The 25,862-nt window shown below is 56.5% G+C and carries 17 protein-coding genes and 1 tRNA gene; 8 read left to right on the top strand and 10 right to left on the bottom strand.

Translation table 11 applies throughout. The annotated features are described in order from the left end of the window. Window position 1: 1 nt before the first annotated feature. Entirely contained in the window at window positions 2-592 is a 591-nt protein-coding gene (locus tag SH292x_RS04810; RefSeq protein ID WP_442484448.1) for a hypothetical protein, read from the bottom strand. Window positions 593-596: 4 nt separating this feature from the next. After that, window positions 597-1,124 carry a hypothetical protein gene (locus SH292x_RS04805; protein ID WP_442484447.1) on the bottom strand — a complete coding sequence of 176 codons (528 nt, stop codon included), beginning with the start codon at window positions 1,122-1,124 and terminating at the stop codon, window positions 597-599. A gap of 584 nt (window positions 1,125-1,708) precedes the next feature. Here SH292x_RS04805 and SH292x_RS04800 point away from each other — a divergent pair. Further along, window positions 1,709-2,008, top strand: a complete 300-nt coding sequence (locus SH292x_RS04800) for a hypothetical protein (RefSeq protein ID WP_442484446.1) — start codon at window positions 1,709-1,711, stop codon at window positions 2,006-2,008. Continuing rightward, window positions 2,008-2,943: an exonuclease domain-containing protein gene (locus SH292x_RS04795; protein ID WP_442484445.1), complete on the top strand. Its 936-nt coding sequence runs from the start codon at window positions 2,008-2,010 to the stop codon at window positions 2,941-2,943. The genes SH292x_RS04800 and SH292x_RS04795 overlap by 1 nt, the downstream gene beginning before the upstream one ends. Window positions 2,944-3,208: 265 nt before the next feature. Here SH292x_RS04795 and SH292x_RS04790 read toward each other — a convergent pair whose 3' ends face one another. The 3 genes from SH292x_RS04790 to SH292x_RS04780 form a co-directional block, all read right to left on the bottom strand. After that, complete coding sequence (locus SH292x_RS04790; RefSeq protein ID WP_442484444.1) at window positions 3,209-5,548, bottom strand: tetratricopeptide repeat protein; 2,340 nt, start codon at window positions 5,546-5,548, stop codon at window positions 3,209-3,211. Window positions 5,549-6,051: 503 nt separating this feature from the next. After that, entirely contained in the window at window positions 6,052-7,914 is a 1,863-nt protein-coding gene (locus SH292x_RS04785) for a S8 family serine peptidase (protein WP_442484443.1), read from the bottom strand. A gap of 62 nt (window positions 7,915-7,976) precedes the next feature. After that, entirely contained in the window at window positions 7,977-8,618 is a 642-nt protein-coding gene (locus tag SH292x_RS04780) for a hypothetical protein (protein ID WP_442484442.1), read from the bottom strand. A 264-nt stretch (window positions 8,619-8,882) separates the two neighbouring features. Between SH292x_RS04780 and SH292x_RS04775 the strand changes: the two genes are divergently transcribed. Together SH292x_RS04775 and SH292x_RS04770 are read left to right on the top strand one after the other, a co-directional pair. Continuing rightward, window positions 8,883-9,401, top strand: coding sequence for a hypothetical protein (locus SH292x_RS04775; RefSeq protein ID WP_442484441.1), 519 nt, complete (start codon window positions 8,883-8,885; stop codon window positions 9,399-9,401). Between the two features lie 520 nt (window positions 9,402-9,921). Beyond that, a complete protein-coding gene (locus SH292x_RS04770; RefSeq protein ID WP_442484440.1) occupies window positions 9,922-10,716 on the top strand; it encodes a zinc ribbon domain-containing protein in 795 nt (264 codons plus the stop codon). Here the strand turns inward: SH292x_RS04770 and SH292x_RS04765 are convergent. The 3 genes from SH292x_RS04765 to SH292x_RS04755 form a co-directional block, all read right to left on the bottom strand. Next, window positions 10,698-10,772: transfer RNA gene (locus tag SH292x_RS04765), tRNA-Pro, on the bottom strand. The genes SH292x_RS04770 and SH292x_RS04765 overlap by 19 nt on opposite strands. A 178-nt stretch (window positions 10,773-10,950) precedes the next feature. After that, window positions 10,951-12,432 (bottom strand): hypothetical protein, encoded by a 1,482-nt coding sequence (locus tag SH292x_RS04760; protein ID WP_442484439.1) that lies wholly within the window; start codon window positions 12,430-12,432, stop codon window positions 10,951-10,953. A gap of 61 nt (window positions 12,433-12,493) precedes the next feature. Next, window positions 12,494-13,084, bottom strand: coding sequence for a sigma-70 family RNA polymerase sigma factor (locus SH292x_RS04755; RefSeq protein WP_442484438.1), 591 nt, complete (start codon window positions 13,082-13,084; stop codon window positions 12,494-12,496). A 629-nt stretch (window positions 13,085-13,713) separates the two neighbouring features. Between SH292x_RS04755 and SH292x_RS04750 the strand changes: the two genes are divergently transcribed. The 4 genes from SH292x_RS04750 to SH292x_RS04735 all read left to right on the top strand — a co-directional run bounded on the left by SH292x_RS04750 (window position 13,714) and on the right by SH292x_RS04735 (window position 23,327). Continuing rightward, window positions 13,714-14,847, top strand: a complete 1,134-nt coding sequence (locus SH292x_RS04750; RefSeq protein ID WP_442484437.1) for a DUF1559 family PulG-like putative transporter — start codon at window positions 13,714-13,716, stop codon at window positions 14,845-14,847. A gap of 126 nt (window positions 14,848-14,973) precedes the next feature. Further along, window positions 14,974-17,643 carry a PEP-CTERM sorting domain-containing protein gene (locus SH292x_RS04745; protein WP_442484436.1) on the top strand — a complete coding sequence of 890 codons (2,670 nt, stop codon included), beginning with the start codon at window positions 14,974-14,976 and terminating at the stop codon, window positions 17,641-17,643. A 217-nt stretch (window positions 17,644-17,860) separates the two neighbouring features. Then, a complete protein-coding gene (locus SH292x_RS04740; RefSeq protein WP_442484435.1) occupies window positions 17,861-18,598 on the top strand; it encodes a PEP-CTERM sorting domain-containing protein in 738 nt (245 codons plus the stop codon). 322 nt (window positions 18,599-18,920) lie between these two features. Then, entirely contained in the window at window positions 18,921-23,327 is a 4,407-nt protein-coding gene (locus tag SH292x_RS04735; RefSeq protein WP_442484434.1) for a CotH kinase family protein, read from the top strand. 12 nt (window positions 23,328-23,339) lie between these two features. Here SH292x_RS04735 and SH292x_RS04730 read toward each other — a convergent pair whose 3' ends face one another. Continuing rightward, window positions 23,340-24,464: a sialidase family protein gene (locus SH292x_RS04730; RefSeq protein ID WP_442484433.1), complete on the bottom strand. Its 1,125-nt coding sequence runs from the start codon at window positions 24,462-24,464 to the stop codon at window positions 23,340-23,342. A 65-nt stretch (window positions 24,465-24,529) separates the two neighbouring features. Then, on the bottom strand, window positions 24,530-25,855 hold the full coding sequence (locus SH292x_RS04725; RefSeq protein WP_442484432.1) for a hypothetical protein: 1,326 nt from the start codon (window positions 25,853-25,855) through the stop codon (window positions 24,530-24,532). Window positions 25,856-25,862 lie beyond the last annotated feature (7 nt).

Below are 25,862 nucleotides of genomic sequence, written 5' to 3'. Positions count from 1 at the left end.
ACTAAGTAGTCCCATAGTGGTCCTTTGTGCGAATATATTCGCGGGCAATGTCCGCTCTGATGGCGTAGCCCGTTTGCGAGAACGGGTCGAGATATAAAACTTGCTGATAGCTACTTAGGTCTACGCAGATTATTGAGTGCTGCTCACGACGTATTCCGGCAAGATGCTCTTGCCACCAACAAGCATCCTCGAAGGTCGCAGACACGTAGACATTCCCGATGGTGTCGTGCCTATCCGTTGCGTCACTCGCGGTCTTAGCACGTAGCCCTTGCTCTTTAATTCTTTCGACTTTGTCGGATGGCGTTGCATGGTATCCAACCAACACGGGTTCGGTCGGCTTACCAATAATCGCACAACTGTAAGCCGTTGTTTTCTGGTAGGTGAATAAGTACCCCTGATCCTGAAACCAAGTTGATACGTCCGCCAGATGTTCATCTCTAATAGAATCGAGCTGGCCTACACGTCGCAATCTGGCCCCGAATGTTCCCTGCCGTCCATCCTTCAGACACGGTATGGGGATGAACTTTAGAGAGAATCTATTAGACGCCTCAAGAATCAATAGTTCTATTGCGTCGGTTGCTAGTTCGTTCATCACTTTAACGCCTCTTTAGATCAAGCCACTTGATCGGAGCTAACTCTAACGCGGGGTATTGCTCTACCAACGCTCGAATACCGCCTAACGCGATGAATTGAGTAATCTCGTTGTGGGTGTCATCCCTATCGAATGACAACCAGAACTCCAACCGGAAGTATACGGCATGCAGGTGCTCCCAAGCGACCCGAACACCTTTAGGAATCTCTTTGCGGTCCGGATGCTTCCACCAACAACCATGATTAAAGAGATAGTTGCCCTCCGCGAATAGCCGCTTGATCCATACTTGCTCTTGCTGTTTTGCCCACGTCTCCGCCTCCGCATCACTACCAAACGTCGCTTCCTCAAGAATTATCAAATTGGGCTGTAGCTTTGCTATCTTTAGATACTTGTTCCAAATACCCTTTGGTGAAAAGTCGCTAGGCGTGATACCGTGCCACCGTCGCCGCTCGATTGCGTCCTTACTCCGACCGACGTAGAGCGGGATATCGGTTTCGGGTTCGCATAGCCCGTATATGAACTGCTGAGCCATCGTAGAAACTACCGCCGTTTGGTCACACGGTAAGTTAGATCGGTGCCCGGTGGATAAACAACCGTTGCCGTGTAGTATTCGCCTACGGATTGCACGTCGAGAACCATAACCCCGGTATTCTCTTGTATCAAGTTGGTCACAAATTGAAAAACGTCGTCAGTGACCAGAAACCTAACTGTGATGCACTCTGACGTATCTACGCGACTCAGGATACAAAACCCGACGCCCTTGGACCCGTGGGGCTGCCTACTTCGGCGGTACTTCCGAATCGTATCTGGCAAGGTCAACAAACCGCCAACTATCCCAAGAGTGCTGACGACAATCGCAACCAAAGTGGCAAGGGATTGCAGGTCATTCATCGCACGATATCCGTTGTCGGCCTTCCATTGGTTGGGACCAATTGGCAATTGTACCGGAACCCGGCGTCTGGCTGCAATTCATTGCGATTACGCTTTCGGGTAGTTAGAATCTAGGGCGTTCTAACCAACGGGGGTTCCACGATTCCAAACTTATCAATACCGGCTGCTACCTCAATCCGTGAAGGGCTTAGCACGGACGAACTGTGGTCGGGTGAGGATAGAGGTTTGATTCTCTGTTGGGAAAAGGGTCGCCAACGTGCGGCGGAGAATCCCTCCCTCGCTGCTCGTGCGGTTGCGGGCGAGCTTGTCGAAACCTGCTGGTGCCGCAATAGCTTCCACTATCTGGCCTACTGGCAAGGTCTGCGGGGCGAGAATCTATCTATTGTCGCGTTGGAAGGCAGCTTCCAAACCATCACTTGCTCGGTTACTGGCAGGAGCTTTGCCGTTGGTCCTTACTCAAAGGAACGCGACCGGGCACAAGCGAAGTTTGATCGTCAACTACTCGCGAGCAAGAAAGCACAATAATGGTCGACTTTGTTGCTATTGATTTCGAGACAGCAAACAAGAAACTTGATAGTGCTTGTGCTATTGGACTCGCCTCGGTTGTTGATGGGCAGATAGTCCACTCAGAGAAGCACCTAATCCGTCCGCATGAGCTTAGGTTCGAGTGGCAGAACACTCAAATTCATGGTATACGCAGTCGCGACGTAGTAGACGCTCCCACACTAAAGGAGCTTTGGCCTAGTATTTGGGAAGTGTGTCAGGGACGTTTGATCGTCGCACACCAAACGTCAACTGATATCAACGTACTACGTGACTCGCTTCTCGCCAATCAGATTCCGCACCCTCAATTTGACTATCTTTGCACACTTCAGTTAGCCAGATTGATATTGCGACATTTAGACAAGCATGGACTTGACTATCTGGCGGCTCAGTTCGGTATTCCGCTGGTACACCATTGCCCACAAAGTGACGCTGAAGCAACGGCGAGGGTACTTTTGAAGGCATTGCAGGAGCATTCACACTCTTGCCCCCGCGAGTTGGCCAAATCGTTTGGTGCGAGTGTTTGTGCTTACAGTGAAGTAAAGACACCGGCGTCTTCGTCGTCCTCTACCAAGAAATCGTCTGACGGGAATGCTAGGTTCAAGGTGCCGGAAGGATTTGATATCACTAGCCACCCGTTATACGGAAAAGCAATCGTAATAACTGGGAATCTAGGTTTCTGCAAGCAACCAGACGCGGAGGCATTGATTGAAAAATTAGGCGGTCAAATCAAAACCACGGTTGGTAAGAAGATTGACATTGTGGTATCGGGACCGGTGGACCTTAGCAGCCTTCGCAATGGGGAAACCGAGTCCAGCAAGTTGAAGACAGCTAAACAACGGATTGCTGAAGGTTGTCCAATTACGATTCTGACGCCAGAGGAGTTTCGCGTATACATCAGGGAATTTGAGGCTTGATCCGTAAGATACACTTCGGGTATGAACGTCTCCCAATTCAAACGCTGGCTGGCCGAGCAAGTCGCATTTCTACGCGGGCTCGACCAGTACTAGAATTCGGAAGACTCGCCTGCGGCGATTCTGGGGGATAGGCAGATAGCTATGGATCTCCAGCTGCCGGGGTGCGTAGCGGCGTGCAAACCGCCATCTACGGTCGGTCTATTGGCGTCCTAGAACGCAATACCGTCGCCACTACGCGGCAATGGTCTTACGCAGCGGATGGTTCCTATTTGCCCCGCACTGATACATCAAGTTGCCGCACCATTTGCTTTGCTCCGGGATGCTCGGGCCACAACGCCATTGCGGCTTCGGCATGCTTTCGTGCGTCGTCATGGAGTCCTACGGTCGTTTCCCAGCGGGCTACATCGGCCAAGATGTCTGGATCGTGCCTATTGCTACCAGCGGCTTGCTGCATCGATCTAACAGCGGACTCTCTGTCGCCAGCTTGCTCATACAACAGCCCTAATACCAGCCCAGGGTGAGGCAGGCAACGCTCAGCGACGTGCCGTCGATAAAGGATCGAACGTGCTTCGCTGGCGTCGTGTGGTTTGAAGGCGTCAATAGCATCGTGGTACTCGGGCGGCAGAAGCCTATTACCGAAGAAGTCAAGCGATTCAATCGGCCTCCACCCCATTAACCTATGCTCCTGCGTTACCCACTCTGGCGAGAGCACGTTTGATGGCAACTGAGCAATTGGGAACTCGATTGGCTTTGCCGAGAACGTGAGTCGTCCCGTGGTGCGGTTGCAGCTAAAGCTGAACTGGTGGAAGTCCCATCCTCCACCGCCATAGGTGCTGGAACCGACCCCCTCGCCGAAAAATCTTGGATTGTGGGCACGAAATAATGCAAATTGCCCGGTCCATACCAAGGTGTCGGGTGACTCGACGATCTCACGGTCGATTACTATTTGCGAATGGTGCGTCAGGAAGTACGCGAAAAAGTCGCACGTCGTCGTGAACGCAACCCTGTTGTTTCGTGCGAGATTGCCCAGCACTACTTCTGAGTTTTCATTCGGATGATAGGTGGTATTCTGCTGCCTACCTGCTCTTGCATCCTCCACTGGGTAGGCTTCACGCTTGAACCAGTAGTACGGCAGGCTACTCGCCTTCGCTAGCATTGCCGGGCGTGGCAGTAAGTAGATCAAATCCGAGGAGGGCTTCGTATCAGTCCGCTTTGCAAACACTATGAAGTAGAGTTCCTGTCCGTTAGTGTCGGTTGATGCGATTTCCCAAAATGGCCACGGCGATTTTGTCTGTCCACGGTAGCGTTCGTAGGTCGCAACAAAGTAATTATTAACTATTTGTTCGGCATCCGTTGGCGAATCGGTTATTGGCAACGTAGTCTCAGTTGCCACGGGTAGTAAATAAATCGTACTGCTGGCTGTATCGTAGATCGAACGCAAATCTACGAGGTTCCTGATGGCGTTTGGCTGCTCTGCAAACTCGCGTCCGAGTGCCAAAGTTTCGGTTGCCAACGCCTCTAGCTCGGCAGATTCGGCGAGGTATTGCCTGCGAATCCGTTGCGATTCATAGGCGACTCTTTGCCAACGCCAGCTTTTCAGGACGCTTCGGGCGAACTGGCTTATCTCGCCATCCTTGTCTTCGCATGATTCCACCATAGCTTGTCGAATCTCTGGCATGATTCTGAGTTGCCGATGCGTACCCATCGTTATGGGGGCGGTGTTCGCCAATTGGCTTAATGCCGCAAGTCGCAACTCCGTGTCACTGCTCTTGAATGCTTCCAGGAATATCGGCAGAGTAAGGTTATACAACTCGGCTTTACCTCTTGGAGATTCAGCCCCAGTTTCTTGGACGGCAACTGCGGTCCAGAATCTAACCTCTCTGTCGGAGTCAGAAAGGTTGGGCAATAGGGCTGCAAGCCTTGCACTACGGCTGGGGTTGGCAAGCCGAGCGATAGCGTACGCAGCGGCCATGCGGACACTTGGCTCATCGCTGCCTATCTCCTGAGTGAGTGCGTCAAATGCCAATGCGGCGTCATTCGCGTTCGCGGCAAGTCGAGCATCTACATCTGCAATTAAAGCCTTGCGTAGACTCTGCTGAGTCTCGCTCACTAGCTCTCGCTCGACTTCCGCGAAGTGCTTTCGCAGACGTGCAATCTCGTCTTGCCAAGGTTGTCCACGTCGATAGTCTTCAATGGTTGCGTAACTGGGCTGGATCAAGGCACACTCCTCCTTGGTCAAGCCGCTATTGCCAATCCACTCAATCAATGGCCCTTGGTCAACATCTGCAATCCGAACATGGTTCGTAGTTGAAGCGATGCTGGCGACCAACGGTGCTTCGCCATCAAGCCGCATCAAATGCCCAACGGCACAAGCGATCCCAGCTTCATCAACAAAATACGGCACGAGTTGTCCGGGGAAATCCTTGTTCAAGGGAAAGTCTCCCCGTGCCGCGTATTCATGCAAGCGGGCAATGTGCGTTGCTCGACGATTTGCTAGTTCGTCGTACAACCGTTTGAGAGTGCCGGATGCGAGTGACGTACCGGGCACGCATACCGGTGCAATCAAGAACACCCAGAACAAGAGAGCTGTTCGTGGAATAGACATAGCCGTACCGTCCCTTTTCTCCTAATGGAGAGATCCTAATCTCCCCCCGGTGTGTGTCGGATCGCTGCTCTCATGCATTGCCGACGAGTTCATCGGCGTGAGCGTTCGTGTTCATATCTTTAGCCCAGTCTAAGGTAATCGCGATTTAATCTGTCTTTTACGCGTTCAGGCTCAAGGCTACCATTTCAGACTTACCGCCTCCTAGTCGGTCGGCCATCCTGAAGCCCAGGCTCGTCGTCTTCCACGATGAATGCTGAAAAGCACTCCTCTCGATGGCCAAATTCCTTAAGTAGCTGTTACTCTGTCGCGAAACCTTGCAGCATGGCTTGCGATAACTGCAAATGCCCTAGGGTTCTCCGCGGCTCTCATAAACTTCGCTCCGGCAATCAACTGTGCCTGACGCGAAGGCATTTAGAAATGCGACACTCCCAGGGAACCGCTTGTTTTGGTGGTTCGCGGATTCAAGATGCAGGGCGAGTACAGAGAAAAGCAGCTTGAGGCAACTAATGAACCCGAGTTTCATCGTTATATTGATGAAGTAATTGCCGAGTTGTTCGGGCAGGAAGTTTGACGGCACGCCCACTAGAAACTAGCCGCCGCCGGTTTCTGTTGTCGATCATCTTACGTTGACCAGGAATCCAGAATCCTAAGACGACGGCTAGTATGAGTAGTGTTGAAGGCTCGGGCACCGATTGTGTGCTGAGTGCTGAAGTAGCACCAAGATTGTCACGCCATACCGTGTAGTCTGCTAGGTTGACGATACCATCCCCGTTGCCATCGGCACCGGTTCCAGGTGTGACGCTTCCACCGAAAGCATTCTTCCATAGGGTGTAGTCGTCAGCGTCTACCGTGCCACTTCCATCGTAGTCGCCGGTAACCGGGGTCACTGGATTGCCATACCACCAAGTAACCGCGAAATCGGTGAGGGCGTCGAGTCCGCCGTTGTGCTCAACAACAATCTTATACTGACCGGCTTCAAACTCGCCAAACTGGAAGAAAATAAGTTCGACGTTATCTTCAAGCGTCTCGGAACTCCATAGCGATAGATTGACGTTGGTCTCGTTCACGTCCATTAAGTGAAGGTCGAGATTCGCCATCACGTCGTTAATGTCGTTATAGCCAAAGAACTGGTCACCCGAGGTGTAGTTGCCGGGCGAAGTCTTCTCTACAACACGATCCCAAGTCAACGTGATAGCGATGTACTGACCGGCGGCAACCGGGTGATCTAGGATGTACTCAAACCGATCCCCATTGCCACCAGTACGCCCAACGTCCCATCCAATCATAGGGACGTTGCCCGGACCATATTCACCCGATTCAATTTGTTGAACCGCCCGGGCGGCATTCAGGTGCCCCGCTCCAATTGTTTCATCTAACGATTGAAACTGGCTGGTATAGGCAATAGAGTCGGTCCAGTCTCTACCAACAGAGTCGATGATTATGGTTCGGGTCGACCCGTGTACGCCTGAAAGTTTGTCTGCGGAGTTGAGCATTACTGCTTTCATCAACTCATGGCGTCGGGCTCGGCTCTCGACAAATCTCGGGTTAGAGGCTGCTAGTTGTTGTCCAACGTACTGGTGCAGCAAAGCAGTAGTACCAGTAACGTGTGGTGCGGCATAGCTGGTCCCATTACGAACACCTACCGCCCCTCCGAATTCCAACAACGTTATCTCTTCACCAGGGGCGAGTATGTCGATACTCGTTCGCGGTCCAACAGCGTCCCCAAATTCATTGTTTATGTCGGCAAACTTCGTGTAGACGTTATTCAGACCAACAACCATCTGACTGGACGCCGCGACCGTTATGCCATTGAAGTTGTCGGTGGGTGGGCGTTCGTTGAGGTTCGCATCATTACCCCAGGCGACCACATACAAAACGTCATGTTGTTTTGCGGACCAATCGACGAACTCAGTCCAATGGGTGGTTCCGTCAAGAGCTTCGCCGAAACTCGGCTCGGGTCCGAAGTAACTGAGATTGATTGCCCGAACCGTACCGCCTGATAGTGTCGCAAGTCGATTCATCGCCAACGCGGAGGTATCGGGGGAATTCGTTCCGGCACCAATTGTGTGTAATTCGGCATTTGGGGCTACGCCGATGTAGTTGCCGAAGTTGCCATCGACAATCTTACCTATCATCACTTGGGCTACGTTAGTGGCGTGTGGATCGGAGTTTCCCGAGTTGGCAGGGTCCATGCCGCCACCAGTGCCGAAATAGACGCCAGTTGGTATCGTGTTGGCCGAAAAGTTAGGCGGGTCGTCGCCAGTCTCGTAACCAGCCTTGGCAGACCTAAGAAAATCGAAGGCTCCGATCAAGACTCCCGAGCCATCCAGGCCGGTGACCTCTGAGTTGATGCCCAAGTCACTCACGGTGGTGCTATCAGCAAGAGCCTGACCGCAACACAGACACAACACACAAACAATCCCTACTCTCACTTTTCCACCCCAAAAGAGAACGAATCGGACACAATCCGAAGTGGGTCGACAACGGGTTCAACGGGTTTGCCCTCCCTGTCGATTGGTGGCAGTTGTTCCACCTTCACCCGTCCTACGCCTTCCTCAAATTGCCCGATAGGAATGATGGCAAAATGGTCGGTAGCATCGGCTGTGTTGTGAGCAACAAACCGATACTTGATTGTCACTTGGTTGCCTTCACGCTCCACGGACTCAATCCGGACATAACGCCCCGTGTAGTGCGAGAAGAACACCAGGGACAAATCCGTCTCTGGTGAAACGATTACGCCGGGTTCACGCTTTGGGCGACGTTCCTTGCTGGCCCTCATAACGAATACTTCGTGGGCTTTCTGCAAGGCGTCCTTATCGACACCTTCAACGACAAACGCGGTGCCAGCTTTCCGGCCTTCAGGTAGCCGAGTGCAAAGGAACTCCCGAATCTTTTGGATGGTGGAGAGTTTGAAGATATCGTCGCGGGGAGTGTCAACCGGAAGTTTGGGTTCCAACTCCCTAACGTCTTTGGTGTCGGGCATGTCATATGCCCAAATGTCACCTAGTGGGATTTCTTCAGCTTGGCAGGTGGCGGTTAAGAAAACCGCAAGAATCATTAGACGGAACATAGTCAACTCCTCCAGGACGCATCCTACCCCCGGTCGGTGGAGCGTCAACCGATTATTCCGATAGAAGTGGCAAATTACTGGTTTTCATGGATGTCTTGCTTGTTCGTTCGTTCGTTCGGGGTATCTGATAACATCATATCGACCGACAACCTATCGCGACAATCTCCAGGGGCGGATGTGCCTATTCTACTGACTAGGGAGACAAGAAACCCAGTGCTAGGGTTGCGTAAGCTATGTTTGCGTATTTGCGTTGGAGGACCACTCATGGCCATCGCTACACCTGAAGAACTCGGGCAAGCACTTGCAGCTAGCTGCCTTGCCTTCCTGAATGAGCACAATGAGAATCCTCCCTCAGATGAATCGGTTTACTTGGAGGGAGTGGCCTTCATCTTTGTGCTACACAGAATCGCGATTGAATTTCTAGGGCCGGAAGACAGAGAGACCCGAGTGTGTGTTTACACTGGGTTTGACCGTGCTCTCCGCGGCGTCTTCCGTCCGGACTTTCTTGAGTGGACTAACCAGCGTGGCCCGTACTACGGCAAGTGCATACGAGAGAATTGGGGAGGTGGTACGCTCGGGTTAAGTTTGTCACTCATATTCAACCAATTCTGTAGAGGCTCAGAACATCCGGGTGTGGAACCCATACGTCTCAATGATGGCTTTGACGTATACGCGAGCTACATATTCGCTTCCCAAACTTTCAAAGCAGTGTTCGGCGTGTGCTCTGGTATCATCGACGGCGTAGAACTACAAGAGTCTGATTATGAAGCTATCAGAGTATAAACGATGGTTATCCGAGCAAGTCAAGTTTCTACGCGGGCTCGACCAATACCAGAATCCTGATGATTCCCCCACCGCCATTCTGGAGGAAGCTAGGCAGGTAGCTATTAACCTCCAGTTGCCGAACATGTCACGGCTTGCAAACCATTCGCAGCTGTCGATCTCCCCGCGTGCTGGGATTCTCTGCCATTGCCACTACGCATACTCGCACTGCGGTACGACACGCGACTTGCTGGCTCTCCGCGAGACACCCAGCGGGAAGGCCGCCTTCTAACGCGTGAAAAGGTCTTCGGTAGAATGAGGGCACTATGGCTAACAGCAAACGCAGCTCCCGATTCTGCATCGACGAAGGCGAGTCGGGCTGTAGCCCAACAGTTGCGACAAACAATTTGAAGGCGGGAACGCTAAGTCGGAAACTCCACCGACTTCTCAACGCACAAGGGGTCGAAGTTACTCAGAACGAGCTTAACCGCTTCGTTGATTTCTTGGTCCGTAGCGTCCGTCAGCGAGAACTGGTCTTGCAATGGTGGACAAGGCTAAGGGTCATTGGTACGAAGGCGTGCATGAGCCACTTGTCGAGCGAGACGTATGGGACAGAGTTGCAGTCTTGCTCGGACAAAAGATTTATCGATCCCATGAACTCACTTACGCCGGTGAGATGGTGACCTGCGGTTACTGTGGTCAGACCATCACGGGCGAGCGGAAGATCAAGAAGACCAAGAAGGGTGAGCGTGAGTACGTCTATTATCGATGTGCGAAGTACAATCGCCCAGGGCATCCGAGAATTAGGTTGAAGGAGAGTGATCTCGACGCCCAAATGGTTCATCACTTTGAGCGGATGCGAATCGATGATGATGAAGTGCGGACTTGGGTCACCGACCAGCTTCGGAAGAGCAACAACCTTGAAGAAACTGAAAGCAAGAATCGGATCAAGGAACTGAACCGGCAGATTTCACTTCTTCACAGCCAGCAGAGCCGCTTAGTCAACATGCGGATGTTGGATGAGATTGATGCGGAAACCTTTGCTTCCACGAAGACGGAGCTTCGAGATCGAGAAGCGAAGTTGGAACTGCAACTTGCTTCTCTGAAACGTGCTCGCCATGAAGTGGCTGACCTAGCTATGAAAGCGTTTGAACTTTCGCAAAGCCTTAGCCGCAGATGGTTTACGGCGGACCACGCCGAGAAACGGCGAATCATGGAGATTGTCTGTTTGAACTTTTTGCTCGATGACGTAAGTCTAATCCCTGTATGGAGAAAGCCCTTCGAAATCTTGTCCGAAGGGCTTCTTATCTCATCAAGTCGGGCTGAGAGGATTTGAACCTCCGACCTCTGCGTCCCGAACGCAGCGCTCTAGCCAAGCTGAGCTACAGCCCGATGGGGTGCGGCACGGAGGCCGCGCAAAAGGTTAGACTATCCGAGCTATGCGAAATTCGCAAGGTCGGGGCGGACGCAGCGTTTTTGGCCGAGAAATGTCGATATCGGGGCCTGTTGCGGTACGATTGCCGGTTCGAAGGTGAGATGAACGCCGGCCCGGGGCCTACGGCCCTACTTCCTACTGCAGAACGTCCGAGACCGAGTTGGGTGCCGATTCGATGAGCAGGTTCACACGGAGGTCGTTGAAGTCGTCGTCGTTGCGAGAGTCTTCAAAACCTAGGATGAAGAAGTTGGGTTGCTCGTACAGGGTGCGCAGCTTCGATGCGTGCCACACTTCATCGGTTGCGGTCGGCACCTTATGGATGGCCAGCAGGCACAGCTTTCGCGCGGCTTGCGTCGGATTGCTGATGCTGATAGTCCCCAGATAGACTCCCTCGGCGGGTTGCTTAGTGCCCGACCACACAACTTCCTTGGTTTGGCAATCCATGATCACCAGGGCATTGGGATCGCGTGCTTCACAAATCGCCTTCACCAGGGCGATGCTTCCAGGTGGCAACTCAAACTCAAAAGCCGAATCGATCACTTCCGGCACGTTGATCGGCGTCGGGTCGTGGCTTGCTAGCACGCGCAGGGAACTACTCGCGGGCAACTCATCAGAAGAGTTAGACGTGTAGAATAGCGTGGCTGCCAGATCGTCGTAGTCGCCATCCGGACGATAGGGGTGCCCTTCGGACGGAGGAGGTCCGCTGTCGTCCCAGCCAATGTGGACCGCATTCTCGTGCTCGATTAGCACCTTCATGTCGCTCATCCGCCAGTCCTCGACGGCGGTGGGTATCGCCAGCTTGTGGACGCCCGTCAGCAGGAAGTAACGCGGGTGGGGACCGAAGTTGGCCTCGGACCAGTGTCCAAGAACGCCGTATCGCCGGTTCTTCGCGATCGGATTAGCATGTAACGGCATGGGACCTTCGCCTGCATTATGGAACGTCAACTTCTTCGCGGCAGGTCGATCTCCTCCGGTAAGTTCGACGATCGAAAGACTGTTCTCACCGGTTGCGTCGAACGTCGATACTAAATCGACGGACATGCCCGGCTGCAAACAAATCACGTAGCCATCGGCGGTCTTCCCCTTGCCGAGCCGAAGACTAATCGCGCCGGCGAAGATAGCGGCTGTCGGAATCGCATCGCGCGGCGCAGGTTGGTACGACGGTCCTTCCCACGAGACGTGCTTGATCTCCGGTAGTGCTGGGTAGCTCGGCGCCATGTTGGCGAGAGACGAACTCTCTACCTTCAGGGCACTGTCCTCGGCGGATTGCAAAGCAAATAGGCCTAGCGCGAGCGCGACGGCAGCCGCCAGTGCCCAAGGCAAGAGGTGTGTCACCGGGCGAGCCGCGGGAGCCTTCGAGACGGGGGTTCGTTCATTTCGTGAAGCAAGGAGCAGTCCTTCTGTACCGCGAACATCGCTAGGTGCCGCCGTGTCCGAGCCACCACTGGCAACGCTTAGAGCGATGTGAATGCCGACGAGTTCTTTGTACCGAAGTTGGGCAAGTGGATCGTCGATCAGCAACTCTTCCAGTCGCTGCATATCGCGCACGGAGAGGCTGTCGTCGTACATCTCGGAGACGAGCTTTTCCAATTCTTCGAACTTGCTACTGCTCAACATACTCTCCTAGCTTGCAGTGGCCTCAGCCGACAACGCCCAACAAAGACAAGTGGGATGGCGCTTAACTCGAGCGTGCCTGCGCCATTTTTGATTCAATACAAACTCTTAACGCCCGCCGGGACCGCAGAAGCGCTCCCTTGATGGCCGATGGCGACTTTCCAAACTGCGAGGAAAGTTGCTGGATCGACAAACCGCTGTTGTAACGCTTCGTGAGTAGCTCGCGATCGCCACCACGCATCCGCTGCAAGCAAGACCTCAGCAACTGGATCGTTAGGTCCATGTCCTTCAGATCGTCGGAGTCCTCGGCCAGTTGGCTGGATAGCGACTCGCTGAAGACATGTCGATCGCGGCCTCGATCGCGACCATAGGCCTTCACTTGCCAGTAAGCGATCTTGGTGGCCCAGGCGTCGAAGTTGGTTCCCATCTCGAACTCACCCGCCTTCTGCCATAGCAACAGGTTGGTGTTTTGCAGAATATTGCTTGCCGCCTCGGGATCGCCGACCAGCGTGGTGATGTAGCGCATAAGTCCAAGCTGCGACTTGGTCAGCAGTTGGACAAAGGCATCGCGGTTCACCGCGGGGCCTGTCGATTCCACTTCACGAATATCTTCCACGCCTACCTCTAAATCAAAGCTCACAAGCGACTGAGACATGGGTCGATCTCTGCGATGGGATCCCCCGCTCGCTCGATCCATATCCCCCCTGCCCTCGACCGCCAATCCACGCTCAGCGAATCTTCATCGAACGTTCATTCAAGACTCATCCGTATAGTTATACCACGTCGGCCGGACAGGTTGCGCAGTAAATGAATTCTACGTGAAGACATCGGTTCGCCCCTCCCTCTGATGGTTGCTAGAGGTCTACAAATGCAGGTGTTTTTGGGCACAGACGCGGGACAGCCTCTTGGTCAAAAGACTTGCTGTTTTAAAAAACTTTTCGGACCGCGCAACCCCTCCTAGCAAACCGGTATGTCTAGGGTGAGGTTTCCCCACACGGGCAGAGAGATACCCCATCGAATGCCGTGACGGGAGGCAGCAGACAGAGGCGTGGTGCGGAAAACCCGAACCACCTGGATTGCCGCAAACCTCGCAGGACAGGCGAGTTGATTCTCGACGAAGTACGGCTCGGCATCGCGATGATCGCGACTTGACGAGAACGAACCGTCTTCGGCGAAGCGTCCACTAGGACAGAACTCTTCTCGCGGAATGAACAAACGGATGGCCGAGAGGCCTGCCCTCGTGCGGCAGAGCCAAACTACCGGCGAACAGAGGAAAGGGATCTCATGATTTGCCTCGACAGGCAGAATCTCCGCGCATCGATGCAACCTTCCACTTCGCAGAGGACCCGACTTGTTCGTGGCTTCACTCTCGTAGAGCTACTAGTTGTCATTGCCATCATCGGCATCTTGGTGGCCTTGCTGCTGCCCGCGGTGCAAGCCGCCCGCGAAGCCGCTCGACGTTCGCAGTGCACCTCCCAGCTCAAGAACCTGACGCTCGGGATGATCAATCACGAGAGTACCTTCAAGGCGTGGCCCGCCTCGGGTTGGCCCGGCGCGTGGAACTCCGACCCCGATCGGGGCAGCGGAGCGGAGCAACCCGGTTCTTGGTTGTTCGTCACCCTCCCGTTCATCGAACAGCAAGCGTTGCACGACATGGGGCAAGGCGTCACCGGACCGACGCGCACAACGTTGCTGCAACAAAGAGACGCCACACCCGTGGATGTGGTTAACTGCCCTTCGCGTCGCAAAGGAGGTCCTTATCCATTCCCTCACAACCAGCCCGGCATCACCGGCAATGGAAGTGGCGGAGTGATGAACTACACCTACACCCAAGCGGCTCGCTCGGACTACGCCGTCAGCGTCGGCGACGAGACGGACTACGATATCTCGGGCGCCAGCCGGTGTCGAAACGTGACACCCGACAACTACGTTCGCGAAACGTTTCCGGCGGGATTTCCGCCCCCGTTGAAGGATTTCTCCGGCATCTCTTTTTGCGGCAACGCGGTGAAGTCGAAGTCGATCACCGACGGACTGAGCAACACGATCGCCTTGGGCGAGAAGTGGATACCGGCAGAAGAGTTTGAATCGGGTAGCTACAAAGGGGACGATTGGTCGATGTTCGTCGGCTTTCAGGACGACATGGTCCGTTCGACGTTCTTCACTGGTAATTCGCCCACCGGAGCGGCCCGCAAGGCGACTCACATCCCACGATCTTCCAGCGAAACACTCGCCGAGGTGCAAGCCGACATCGGCGTGTCTGCCACGCGCGAGATCTTCGGCAGCAGCCATCCGGCGGTCTGCCTGTTCTCGAATTGCGATGGCTCGGTCACCAGCGTCGGATTTGATGTTGATGCCGAAGTGTTCCGCCAGATGGGAGCTCGCAACGATGGCGGCATCCCGAAAGTCGCCATTCGGTAACCCAACCCCCTCGCGACGACGCGGTAATTCACTCGTGAGTCGCCTTCAAACGAAACACTCGATCAATTCGCCGTCTCCGGCAAACCAACAACGAACATAGACGATTCCAACTTGGGAGTATCATTGATGAAATACCGAGCTCTACTTCTGGCAGCCGCCCTTACTGCGTGCAGCAATAGTCAAGCCACGATCCTTGGCTTCGGCCAACTGGGCGGCAACAACACCACCATCCCCAAGAACTTCGGATCGCGAGCCACAGCCGATGGAAATGGCGTCGTTGTATCCAATGGATCGACTCCCAACATCGAAATCGCCTGGGACGTGAATGGCCAGACCAACAACGGCAATCCCGCAAGCAACGGCTGGGACATTCACACCTCCACTAACTTTACAACACTCGAAGGCCTCACCGCTGGTGGTGGTGCTTGGGACGACGAAGGTGCTATCCCGCGTGTTGGGCAGCTTGATTTTGGTATTCACACCATCGGCTTTGCCGTCGATCCCGGCGCGCAACTCGTGCTCAACTCGTTCGACTTCGCCCACACTGCCGAGACGGCCGGTAACACCGCGTGGGACCTGAAACTCACCGACTCGGCGACCAACACCGTGTGGAGCCAGGCGATCAATTTCACCAACGGTATGGCCGTAACCGTGTCGCCCAGCTTCATCGGCCTGGAAGGTGAGGACTACACTCTTACCTTCACCCGCACCAGCGAGTCTTATGCCTCGAATGGGCGCCATGGCATCGACAATTTGAGCTTCAATCAACTTCCCGACTTGTCGAATCCCATCGGCTCGCTCGTCATCAACCGCAGTGGAACCAACGCTGGCACCGCGTCGATTCAAGCGACGCAGGCCTTCTCGTTCTCCGAGTACGAAATTCGCTCGACTGTCGGCGCACTGAATCCCGAGGAATGGAATTCGATCACCGAATCGGGTGCCGATCCCACCGATGGTTGGTCGATTTTGAACTCGACGCCGAACTCTCTCCGCGAGCAAGATGGCCCAACCGGTCCGAACAACGGCCTCGCTTTGACCGCCGGCGGTCAGTTCGACCTGGGCCAAGCATTTAGCATCCTGCCCACATTCCGCCGCGACGGCACAACGCCGACCAACTGGGAAGACGCCGGCTTCACGATCTACGACCCGAGCGGTTCGCTGCTCGCTGTCACCCCGACTTACACCGGCACGCCCGTTCCTTGGGGCGATTATAACGGCGACCTCTCCATCGACATTCTCGACTGGCCCCTGTTCCGCGCGGGGTACAGCGGCAACTACACCGGCATGTCGGCAATCGAGGCCTACCTAGGCGGCGACCTTGATGGCGACTTCGATAGCGACATTCACGACTTCAACATCTTCGTCGACCTCGCCGGCGGCATGGGGGCGCTCTTCGGCACGCAAGTTCCCGAGCCATCGTCGGTGGCGCTGATTGCCCTAGCCGGCGTCGTGGTCTGGGCAGGTCGGCGCGTCCGTGGTGCCGCGGCACTCGCCGTCCTTGCGACGGTGGCCTTGGGTTCGACGGCTGAGGCGCAATCGCAATTGCACTTCACCGTGGCCGGTTCGACCCCCGTCACGTCGATACCTGCAACGCAGCAGAACGAGAACGCCAACACCGGCCCCGAAAAGATGTTCGACGACGCCATTGTCGACGAAGCCGGTCACGTGGACTACGACCTGTTCTTCACCAACTACACTAGCGCCCAGCAGTTCCCGACTGGGTTTCTCGGACAATACGCTATGGGGGCCGAGACGCCCGGCCAGCCCGATTCCGCCGTCGTGTTCATGGACTACGGCAGCCCCATCTCGGCCAACTGGTTTGCCTACTCGCAGCGGACCGGCAACAACCCGGTGGCCGACAAGGTCGGCAAGTTCGAGTTCTGGTTCAGCAACACCGACTTTGCTGGCACCGCGCCGACCACGACTCCTGATGCCGTGTTCCAACTCCAGCCAGGCGACAACCGAATCAATGACAGCCTATTCCGTCCCTACACCCTGAGTGGCGATCACTCCGGTCGATACGTTGCCATGCGAATCACGGAGACTGCCGCCTCGGGAGCCCTCAATACCACCAGCCGTATAGGCGGGCACGAGTTCCGTTTGCTCCAAGGTCCGAGCGATGTGGTACTGACGGTCGATCGCTCCAATGGCGCGATGACGCTTCGCAATAATCTGTCGGGTGCGGCAAACATCGACATGAACTCTTACACCATCGAAAGTGTCGGCGGAGCGCTCAACACCAGTGCCTTCAACGGCCTGCGTGGCGACGCCATGTTTTCCCTCGGCAACGGAAGTGGCAATGGCTGGGAGCTAGCGGACAACCTCAATCCCAACCGTCTCGCCGAAGCCTACTTCACCAGCGAGACGACCCTCAACGCCGGCACGGGCCCAATTAGCCTCGGCAATGCCTACAACAATCTCAGTGGCATCGAAGACCTCGTCTTTCTGTGGAGCAACACGGCTGGCGAAGTGTACAACGCCCGCGTCGAGTACATCGGCACCGCCCCCGGGCAGATTGGCGACTACAACGACGACGGAATCGTCAACCTCGCCGACTACACCGTATGGCGCGACAACTTGGGGGCAAGCATCACCCTCCCCAACGACTCGACGCCTGGCACCGTGACCGCGGCCGACTACACCGTGTGGAAGAGCAACTTCGGCGCTGGCTCGCCGCTGGTTGGTGCAGTAGCGAGTGCGACGGTTCCCGAGCCGAGCTCGCTGCTGGTCGCGATTTCCGCGATTGTCGGCTTGATTGCCGGCGTACGTCACAGGTCGAAGATCACCAAGGCTTAGTAAGGCATGTGCGCGGTGGGTGGATTGCCTTGTTGGGCAGACAACTTTGTCTTCGGGCGAAGTAAAGGGCGATTCCACCCACTGCACATCCTTCGCCAAGTACAGTCCGATTGCTCGCTTGGCACTCGGAGAAGCAGCAACAAAGAAGAGAAGCATTACAAAGAAGAAGCAACGCGTCCGATCTAGTCTGTTACATCTTTTGGAGGTACTGAGTCTCATGAAGCGACAACTAGCAACTCTTTCACTGGCGGGAATGTTCCTCGCCACCGCCAGCATCTCGCAGGCGACCATCATTGGCTTTGGCCAACTTGGGGGAAACAACACCACGGTTCCCAAAACGCTGGCTTCGGCAGCGACCGCTGACGGAAGCGGATACGTTGTTTCCAACGGCACCACGCCCAACATCGCCTTAACCTGGGATGTGAATGGGGAAAACAACAACGGCAACCTCGCCACCAACGGCTGGGACATCCACACATCTAACTTTTTCCTTCCTGCCGAGAACCTGACGGCCGGCGGGGGAGCGTGGGACAATGAGGGCAACATCGCCCGCATCGGTCAGCTCGATTTTGGGATCCACACCATTGGCTTTGCCGCAGACCCTGGTTACGCGTTGGTGCTGAACTCCTTTGATTTCGGCCACACAGCAGAGACGGCTGGCACGACGGTGTGGGATCTCACTCTTGCCGACTCCAGCGCGGCGGTCGTCTGGAGCCAAGTGGTCACCTTTCTGAACGGCCAGGCGTTTACGATCTCGCCCAACTTTACCGGCCTCGACGGCGAGAGCTACACCCTGACCTTCAACCGAACTTCGTCCACCTATGGTTCGAACGGTCGCCATGCCCTCGACAACCTGAGCTTCAACCAGGTCGCCGTCCCCGAGCCGTCGACCTTCGTCGCCGCGGCATTCGGACTCCTAGGTCTGGTAGCCGCTGCACGCCGCCGACTGGTCTAAGTTCGGCCAAGCGACTAACAACCTTTCGGACATCATCAGCAGGCCGTTTGCCCACCGGGGCAAACGGCCTGCTTTCGTTGGGGAGGTCTCCAAGGCAGTTTAGCCACCTTAGGAGGACCTTCGAGAGCAACTATTTTGGGAATTCTTTTCTCCACGAAGCATTTTTCTTGTAACCACCGGTTACATCGTTTCGCCTCGGAAATTATGCGGTGAAAACCGTTTTCAAAACTCTTTCCTTTACATTAATCTCAGGTTAAGAGAGCGTTAATGCGCGCCTCTTCTAGGTGCAACTCTTCCTCGGAACTCAACACGGCGTGGATCAATGCAGAAGCGTTTGAAGATGGAGCGTTTGGAGTCGCGTGAACTTCTTGCCGCCGACCTGATTATCACCGAGTTCATGGCCTCCAATGGCAACTCGCTTGAAGACGGCAACGGAGCCGCCTCGGACTGGATCGAGATCTACAACGCCGGCGATCAGAGTGCCGACCTCGTAGGCTACAGCCTCACCGACAATGCCGACGACCTCAACAAGTGGGTCTTCCCCACTTCGACCGTACTCGCGCCTGGTCACTACCTCGTGGTATTCGCCAGCGGCAACAACACGCCCGATTCCGCCGGCAACCTGCACACCAACTTCTCGCTCTCCGCGGGTGGCGAGTACTTAGCCCTCGTCGATCCGCTGGACAACGTGCTCAGCGAGTACGGCCCTGGCGGTACCGACTATCCACAACAGTTCTCCGACATCTCCTACGGTCTAGGTTTCAATCTCAACACACAAACCGTCGTCACCCCGGCGAGCAGTGTGACCTACCTCCGACCCACCAACTCGTCGGTCGACGCGACCTGGATGCAGCCGAGTTTTAATGACGCCACCTGGAGCACCGGCGTAGCTAGCCTGGGTTACGAGACCTTCGGCAACGACTTCGCCGGGCTGATTAGCACGGCGATTCCCTCCGGTACGAGCACCGCTTACGTCCGCATTCCGTTTAATATCAGCGAACTGGGCACCATGCTCGGCAAGCTGCAGATGAAGTACGATGACGGGTTCGTCGCCTACCTCAATGGGCAAGTCATCGCTAGCGCAAATGCTCCTGGCACGCTTGCTTGGAACTCCATCGCCACCAGCGACCATCCTGATGGACTCGCGGTGAACTTCGTCGACTTCCCGGTATCGGAGTACTCGAATCTACTCGTGCAGGGCGAGAACATCCTGGCGATTCACATGCTGAATCGTTTCAGCAGCAGCTCCGACATGCTTGCCTCGATCCAGCTCACCACCACCACCGGTGGCTCGACCTCCGTCGGACCGCTGCAGGCCCCGACTCCTGGCGCCCCCAACAGCAATCTGCGAGCGTCGGACGTTGTCTTCTCGCACGTCGGTGGAGCCTATCTCAACCCGTTCAGCTTGGTGCTCAGCACCTCGGATCCCACCGAGCAGATTCGCTACACCACCAACGGCACGGTCCCGACGGCATCATCGCCGCTTTACACGGGTCCCATTTCCGTCAGCACCAACGTTCAGATCCGCGCTCGCGCATTCGGACCGCAGGGTCAGGTTGGCACTCCGCACACCGAAACTTTCACTCGCACCACCTCGACGACGGCTGCCTTCACGTCGGACCTCCCCATCATCGTGCTCGAGAACTTCGGTGCTGGTACTCCCGGCACCCTCGACTTCGAAGACGCCGTGATGTCGCTGTACGAGATCGACGAAAGTACGGGCCGCGCGTCGCTGGCAAACGGTGCCGACCTCAGCACGCTCATTGGACAGCATCGTCGTGGTCGCAGCACGGCTAACAATCCGAAAACGAACCTGCGCATCGAAATCCGCGACGAAGCCGGCGAAGACAAGGCGGTCGAGCTTCTCGGCATGCCGTCCGAATCGGACTGGGTGCTTTACGCCCCTTACAGCTTCGACCGCGCGATGATTCGCGATACGACCTTCTTCGAACTCAGCCGCCAGATGGGCAACTGGGCACCGCGTACGCGGTTCGTCGAGGTCTACGCCAACTACGATGGCGACACCCTTCACGAAGACGACTACATGGGCGTCTACGTCCTGATGGAGAACATCAAGCGTGATTCCAACCGCGTCGATATTGCCGAACTCACCCCCACGCAAAACACCGCGCCCGACATTACCGGTGGCTACATCTTCGCGCTGGACGGCATCGACGGAGAAACTCCCGCCGGCTCCGCCTGGAAGACCGAACGGAACATCCCGACACTTGGCGACTCATGGCTGGTGTTCGACGACCCCGACTACCAAGTCCTCACCGAAGCGCAGATTCAGTACCTACGCAACTACGTGCAGGATTTTGAAGACGCGCTGTACGGCCCCAACTCCACGGACCCGCTACTGGGCTACCAGGCTTACTTCGATGTCGACGCGTCGATCGACCATCACATGATTCGTCTCCTGTCGAAGGAGCCCGACTCGCTACGCCTCAGTACTTACCTGACGAAAGATCGGGACGGCAAGATGGCCTTTGGTCCGCTGTGGGATTTCGATCGCTCGGCCGGAGGGGAAGACGGACGCTCTGCGAGTCCCGAAGGATGGACGCTGCCCGACGTCAACTTCTTCGAATCCGATTGGTGGGGTCCGCTGTTTGACGACCCCAACTTTGCACAAAGGTGGGTCGATCGCTGGCAAGAGCTCCGGCAAGGAGTACTGAGCGACGCTAGCCTCGAGGCCACCATGGATGGAATGTCGTCCCAGCTCACCGAGGCTCAAGTCCGCAACTTCGCTCGCTGGTCGAACGTCGCACCCAACGGCGGTGCTTACGCCGACCCCGGCACCACCGGTTGGGACGCCGAAGTCAGTCATTTCAAGAACTGGATGCTGATTCGCGCTAACTGGATCGACGAACAATTGGTGCTGATGCCCTCGCTCTCGCCGCCTCCCGGAAGCACGACCTTAGGACAGCAGATCGTCCTTTCGGCGGCCCCCGGTAGCATCATCTACTACACACTGGACGGCAGCGATCCTCGCGAGTCGGGCGGCGGCATCTCGCCGAATGCCATCCAGTACACAGGTCCCATCACCACCACCGGCACCACGCTGATCAATGCTCGGGCGTTCGGTTCGGCCGGTTCCAGCGTGGTGAGCAATAGCAGCTTCCCCAACAACGAGGAACCCTTCCGCGCGGTCGACCAAAACCCCAACACCAAGTACCTTAACTTCGCCGGTGCCAACTCGGGCATCATCATCACCCCCAACTTTGGCTCGTCAACCGTTCGCAGCTTCCAACTCACCACGGCCAACGACGCCGAAGGTCGCGATCCCTCCTCTTGGGTTCTGTACGGCACGAACGACGCCATCACAAGCGCAAACAATAGCACGGGGCTCGCCGAAAACTGGGTCGAGATCGACTCGGGAACGGTTTCGCTGCCCAGTGCTCGCTTTACAGATGGGCCTGTCGTGACCGTCGACAACGCGACGGCTTACACTTCCTATAAGCTGGTGTTCCCGACGGTTAAGAACGCCAACAACATGCAGGTAGCGGACATCAAGTTCTTCCAGTCCACCAACGGGACTGGCACGCAGATTCTCGCGGCCGGCGATGCGGCGCTGGCAGTGCACACGCAGTTGAGCAATCCCGTTGCAGCGATGACGGAATGGAGCGCCCTCGTCACGGGCCTCTACTCCGTCGAAGTCCCCGCCGATGCGTCCAACTTCCGCATCAGCGAACTCCACTTCCACCCCGCCGATCCTTCGCCTTCGGAACTCGCCGCGCGACCTGACCTCGTCGCCGACGACTACGAATTCATCGAGTTCATCAACATCGGCACCGAAGCCATTAGCCTTAATGGCGTATCCTTCGGCACTGGCATCGTATTCGACTTCACCACCTCGTCGGTCACCACGGTGCAGCCCGGCGAGACGGTGCTGGTCGTCAAGAACATCGACGCCTTTACGCTTCGTTACGGCACCGGCTTCAACATCGCGGGTAGCTATACCTCGGGCAATCTGAGCAACAGTGGCGAAGCGCTCTCGTTGTTCGATTCGCTGGGCAACCCCATTCACGAATTCACTTACGACGACGCAGCACCATGGCCGACTACTGCGGACGGCGATGGTCCTTCGATGGAAGTGATTGACCTGCTCGGGAACTACGCCGACGGCAATAACTGGCGAGCGAGCGCCGTTGCCGGCGGGACGCCCGGCGTCCACATCACGCTGGCGGGCGACTACGACTTCAGCGGCACGGTCGATGCCGGCGACTACGCGGTGTGGAAGTCCACTTATGGCTCCACCACCCAGCTCGCCGCCGATGGCAATGGCAACGGCCGCGTCGATCTCGGCGACTACACCATTTGGCGCGACAACCTGGGTGCCACGTTCACGCCACCCCCCGTCGTCGCCCCCATCGTTTCGCCCGTGGTCGTCGCCAACGAGACCGCGGACCAACCCATCGCTGTCGTTGCTCCGATGTCCGACGAAGTCACTGCGGTTGCCGATCCAGCGCCGAGCGCTTTCTCGACACCAAGCTACCCGCTCGATGGCTCTTCGACGGGTTCTAAGCACACCACCTCGACGACTGCTTCGACCAGCTCTGCAGGCTCGTCGAGCAACTCCGCCAACGAGCTCCTGCTCCTCGACTTGGCGTTCAGCCGGTTGGACGACGCCGAGGGGATCACCGTCGACTTCGCGGTGCTTGAGTCCGACGCGGACGACCAGATCGGTGATTTCGAAATGCTAAGCGACGAGCTGCTGAGCACGCTCTAGCAGCCGTCGCAACTATTCCACCTTGGCGGAAAGAAGAGCCGCCACGGGTATCCGCGCGAGCACGATTCGGCCGTAGTCGTCCGCTTCGTAAAGACAGCCGACCGTTCCATCCGGAAGTTTGGCGAGGGACGAGTACGCGCTCGACTCCTGGTAAATCGGCAGCACGTAGGGCCACGTCTTGCCATCGTCGAGACTCGTCCGCACGGTCATGTTCCGACGCTTCTCCTTGTCCGCAGGATTGGAAAAGCACAACATGCCGGGTTCGCCATTCGCCGGCCAAGCGATGCGACGGATGCTTGCTTGGCACACCGGCTCGACGAGCACGGGGTCGGAGTGCTGATTCTCCCAAGTCGCCCCGCCATCGTTACTAAACGCCACTTGGCGGTGGTCGCTGCTCCGCTCCTTGTTTCGCATGTTTAACATCAACTGACCATCGCTCAGCTCGACAACCTCGCACTCATTCTCCTGCCCCCCTGGAGACGAACCACCACGTTTCCAGGTGGCACCATGGTCGTCCGAGTAGATCACGTGCGAGAACCAGTCGTTCGGCGCTTCGTTCGGCACTTTGTGATCGCAGGCAAACACCATCCGCCCACGGTGAGCTCCATGCTGTATCTGTATGCCTGCACCTGGCCCGGTCGCGTACCACGTCCACTCCTTCTGCTTTACTTCCGAAGTAATCTCCCTTGGCTCGCTCCATGTGACCCCGTCGTCGTTCGAAGAAGCGATGAACACGCGGCGGGAGTCCACGCCAAAGCCCGGCTTGATGTCCTTCTCGGTCAAATTGCCACTGTTCCACGTCATCGCCATCCAGATGGTGCCGGTCGAGGCGTCGACCACCGGGCAAGGATTGCCGCACGTGTTCGGCCCTTCGTCCCACACAACAGTGGCATCCGACCACTTGGTACCGCCATCGGTCGATCGACGCACGAGTAGGTCGATGTCGCCCGAGTCCGCACGCCCATTCCTTCGACCTTCGCAGAACGCCAGCAGCGTACCGTCGTTTGTGGTGATGAGCGACGGGATGCGATAGGTGGCGTAACCTCCCTGGCCGCTGACGAACAGGTCTTGCTGCGTGACACCAGACTGTGGAGCCGCGGCGTCTGCTGACTGCACTTGCATGTGCAGAAGGGTCAACAAGAGTATTCCACAACACTTTAGTTCCATCGGTATCGCCTCGATAGAAGGAAAGGAGAATTCGCTCAATCCCCGAAGTCCAACTGACTTAGGGGAAACGTGAGGGCCCAAACTTGGTTAGTGCGAATTCCTGGACGAATCTCCCCCGTAGGGAGGAGGAAACAATTGGCCCATCGGACGGCCGTGGTGGTCACCGGAGTTGGAAAGGGCAATTCGCCAGCAGCACGCCATGCGTTCTGCTCGAGATCGAACTCTAGTACTTGCCGACTGAATCCCACGTGGTCCTCAAATCTCGCTTGGATCTCCGCTTGTAGTGTCGCAGCGAGCAGATCGTCTCCGCTCTTTCTGGCTTGCTGCAATCGGCGGGGTAGCGTTTGTTCGCGCTCCACCAACTCGGTTCCCGAGTCGCCACCGAACACGACTACCTTTCCCTCGGCAGTGGCTGCCGCCGTCGCCCCCATCACGCAGGTCGGCGATTCGCCCGGGCGACCGACATCCGCCAACCGCTTCCATCCGCTGCACTTGGAACTCTGAAAGTCGAGTGCAGGGTCGAAGCAGTACGCGTCCGCGAGCAGCTCGAAACCTCGCTCTGCGTTCTTGTTGCGGCCGCTCAGCAACAGGAACTTGCCCGACACCTCAATTCCAATAGCGTGCGAACGCGGCGGCCCTGGCCAGGTCGGCAATTCCTCCCAGTGCCAATTGTCCTGCGGAGCTCCGAGGTCGAGTCGCAAGAATTGGCCGCTCCCCCCTTCCCCACAATCGCCACCCGCAAGGTACACCACGTCACCGATCGTTGCCCCGCAGGCGGATGACACACCGCACGGAAGCGAGGGCAACGGGTACTCGCGTTCGCCCTGGCTCCAGGTAGTGACTCGTGTGACCGTCTGAGTTTCACGGCTCCATTTCAGTAAGAAGAGCTCGTTGGATCGCTGTAGTGTGGCAGGCTGTGCGCCGTACTCGTCCGTGTGGTGCTCGAGCCATTCACCACCGATGCAAAGAACACCCTGCTCGGTGTTGATCGATACTCCATAGCCCATCGGCCGCGCGAGGCCGTCGGACGAGGTTTGCCAGAGGGGAACCCGGCACAGGTTATCGCCGCTCAGGTCCAGGCCGTAGATTCGATCGTGGTACGTTTTTGGCGACCTCTTGCCACTCGCCGTAGGTCGCCACGGAACACCTTCCGGAAAGTTCGCGCCGCCGGCAACAATCAGCACCTCCTCATGCACACCCACGAACGGTCCGGCGACGCCGAGGGGATCGGGCAAGTCCGGTAACCGAGACCAGGTTGGTGGCTGACCCTGGGCGAAAGGCGAGAGTGCACACCAAACCGCGAGCGACAGCCATCCCTGCAGGACGAATCGCATGACGGCGCTGATGCTGCGGGCTCTCACTTTCCCC

The sequence above is a fragment of the Aeoliella fuhlenseeensis genome (genome assembly GCF_052161615.1).
Lineage (GTDB): Bacteria > Planctomycetota > Planctomycetia > Pirellulales > Lacipirellulaceae > Aeoliella.
The sequence above is the reverse complement of the archived record's forward strand: the minus strand, read 5'-3'. Positions and strand labels throughout refer to the sequence as shown.

Excerpts from the sequence above, each read along its gene's own strand:
- SH292x_RS04810 (WP_442484448.1), bottom strand. The coding sequence starts at position 592 with ATGAACGAACTAGCAACCGACGCAATAGAACTATTGATTCTTGAGGCG.
- SH292x_RS04805 (WP_442484447.1), bottom strand. The coding sequence starts at position 1,124 with ATGGCTCAGCAGTTCATATACGGGCTATGCGAACCCGAAACCGATATC.
- SH292x_RS04795 (WP_442484445.1), top strand. The coding sequence starts at position 2,008 with ATGGTCGACTTTGTTGCTATTGATTTCGAGACAGCAAACAAGAAACTT.
- SH292x_RS04790 (WP_442484444.1), bottom strand. The coding sequence starts at position 5,548 with ATGTCTATTCCACGAACAGCTCTCTTGTTCTGGGTGTTCTTGATTGCA.
- SH292x_RS04780 (WP_442484442.1), bottom strand. The coding sequence starts at position 8,618 with ATGTTCCGTCTAATGATTCTTGCGGTTTTCTTAACCGCCACCTGCCAA.
- SH292x_RS04775 (WP_442484441.1), top strand. The coding sequence starts at position 8,883 with ATGGCCATCGCTACACCTGAAGAACTCGGGCAAGCACTTGCAGCTAGC.
- SH292x_RS04770 (WP_442484440.1), top strand. The coding sequence starts at position 9,922 with ATGGTGGACAAGGCTAAGGGTCATTGGTACGAAGGCGTGCATGAGCCA.
- SH292x_RS04760 (WP_442484439.1), bottom strand. The coding sequence starts at position 12,432 with ATGTTGAGCAGTAGCAAGTTCGAAGAATTGGAAAAGCTCGTCTCCGAG.
- SH292x_RS04755 (WP_442484438.1), bottom strand. The coding sequence starts at position 13,084 with ATGTCTCAGTCGCTTGTGAGCTTTGATTTAGAGGTAGGCGTGGAAGAT.
- SH292x_RS04750 (WP_442484437.1), top strand. The coding sequence starts at position 13,714 with ATGATTTGCCTCGACAGGCAGAATCTCCGCGCATCGATGCAACCTTCC.
- SH292x_RS04745 (WP_442484436.1), top strand. The coding sequence starts at position 14,974 with ATGAAATACCGAGCTCTACTTCTGGCAGCCGCCCTTACTGCGTGCAGC.
- SH292x_RS04740 (WP_442484435.1), top strand. The coding sequence starts at position 17,861 with ATGAAGCGACAACTAGCAACTCTTTCACTGGCGGGAATGTTCCTCGCC.
- SH292x_RS04735 (WP_442484434.1), top strand. The coding sequence starts at position 18,921 with ATGCAGAAGCGTTTGAAGATGGAGCGTTTGGAGTCGCGTGAACTTCTT.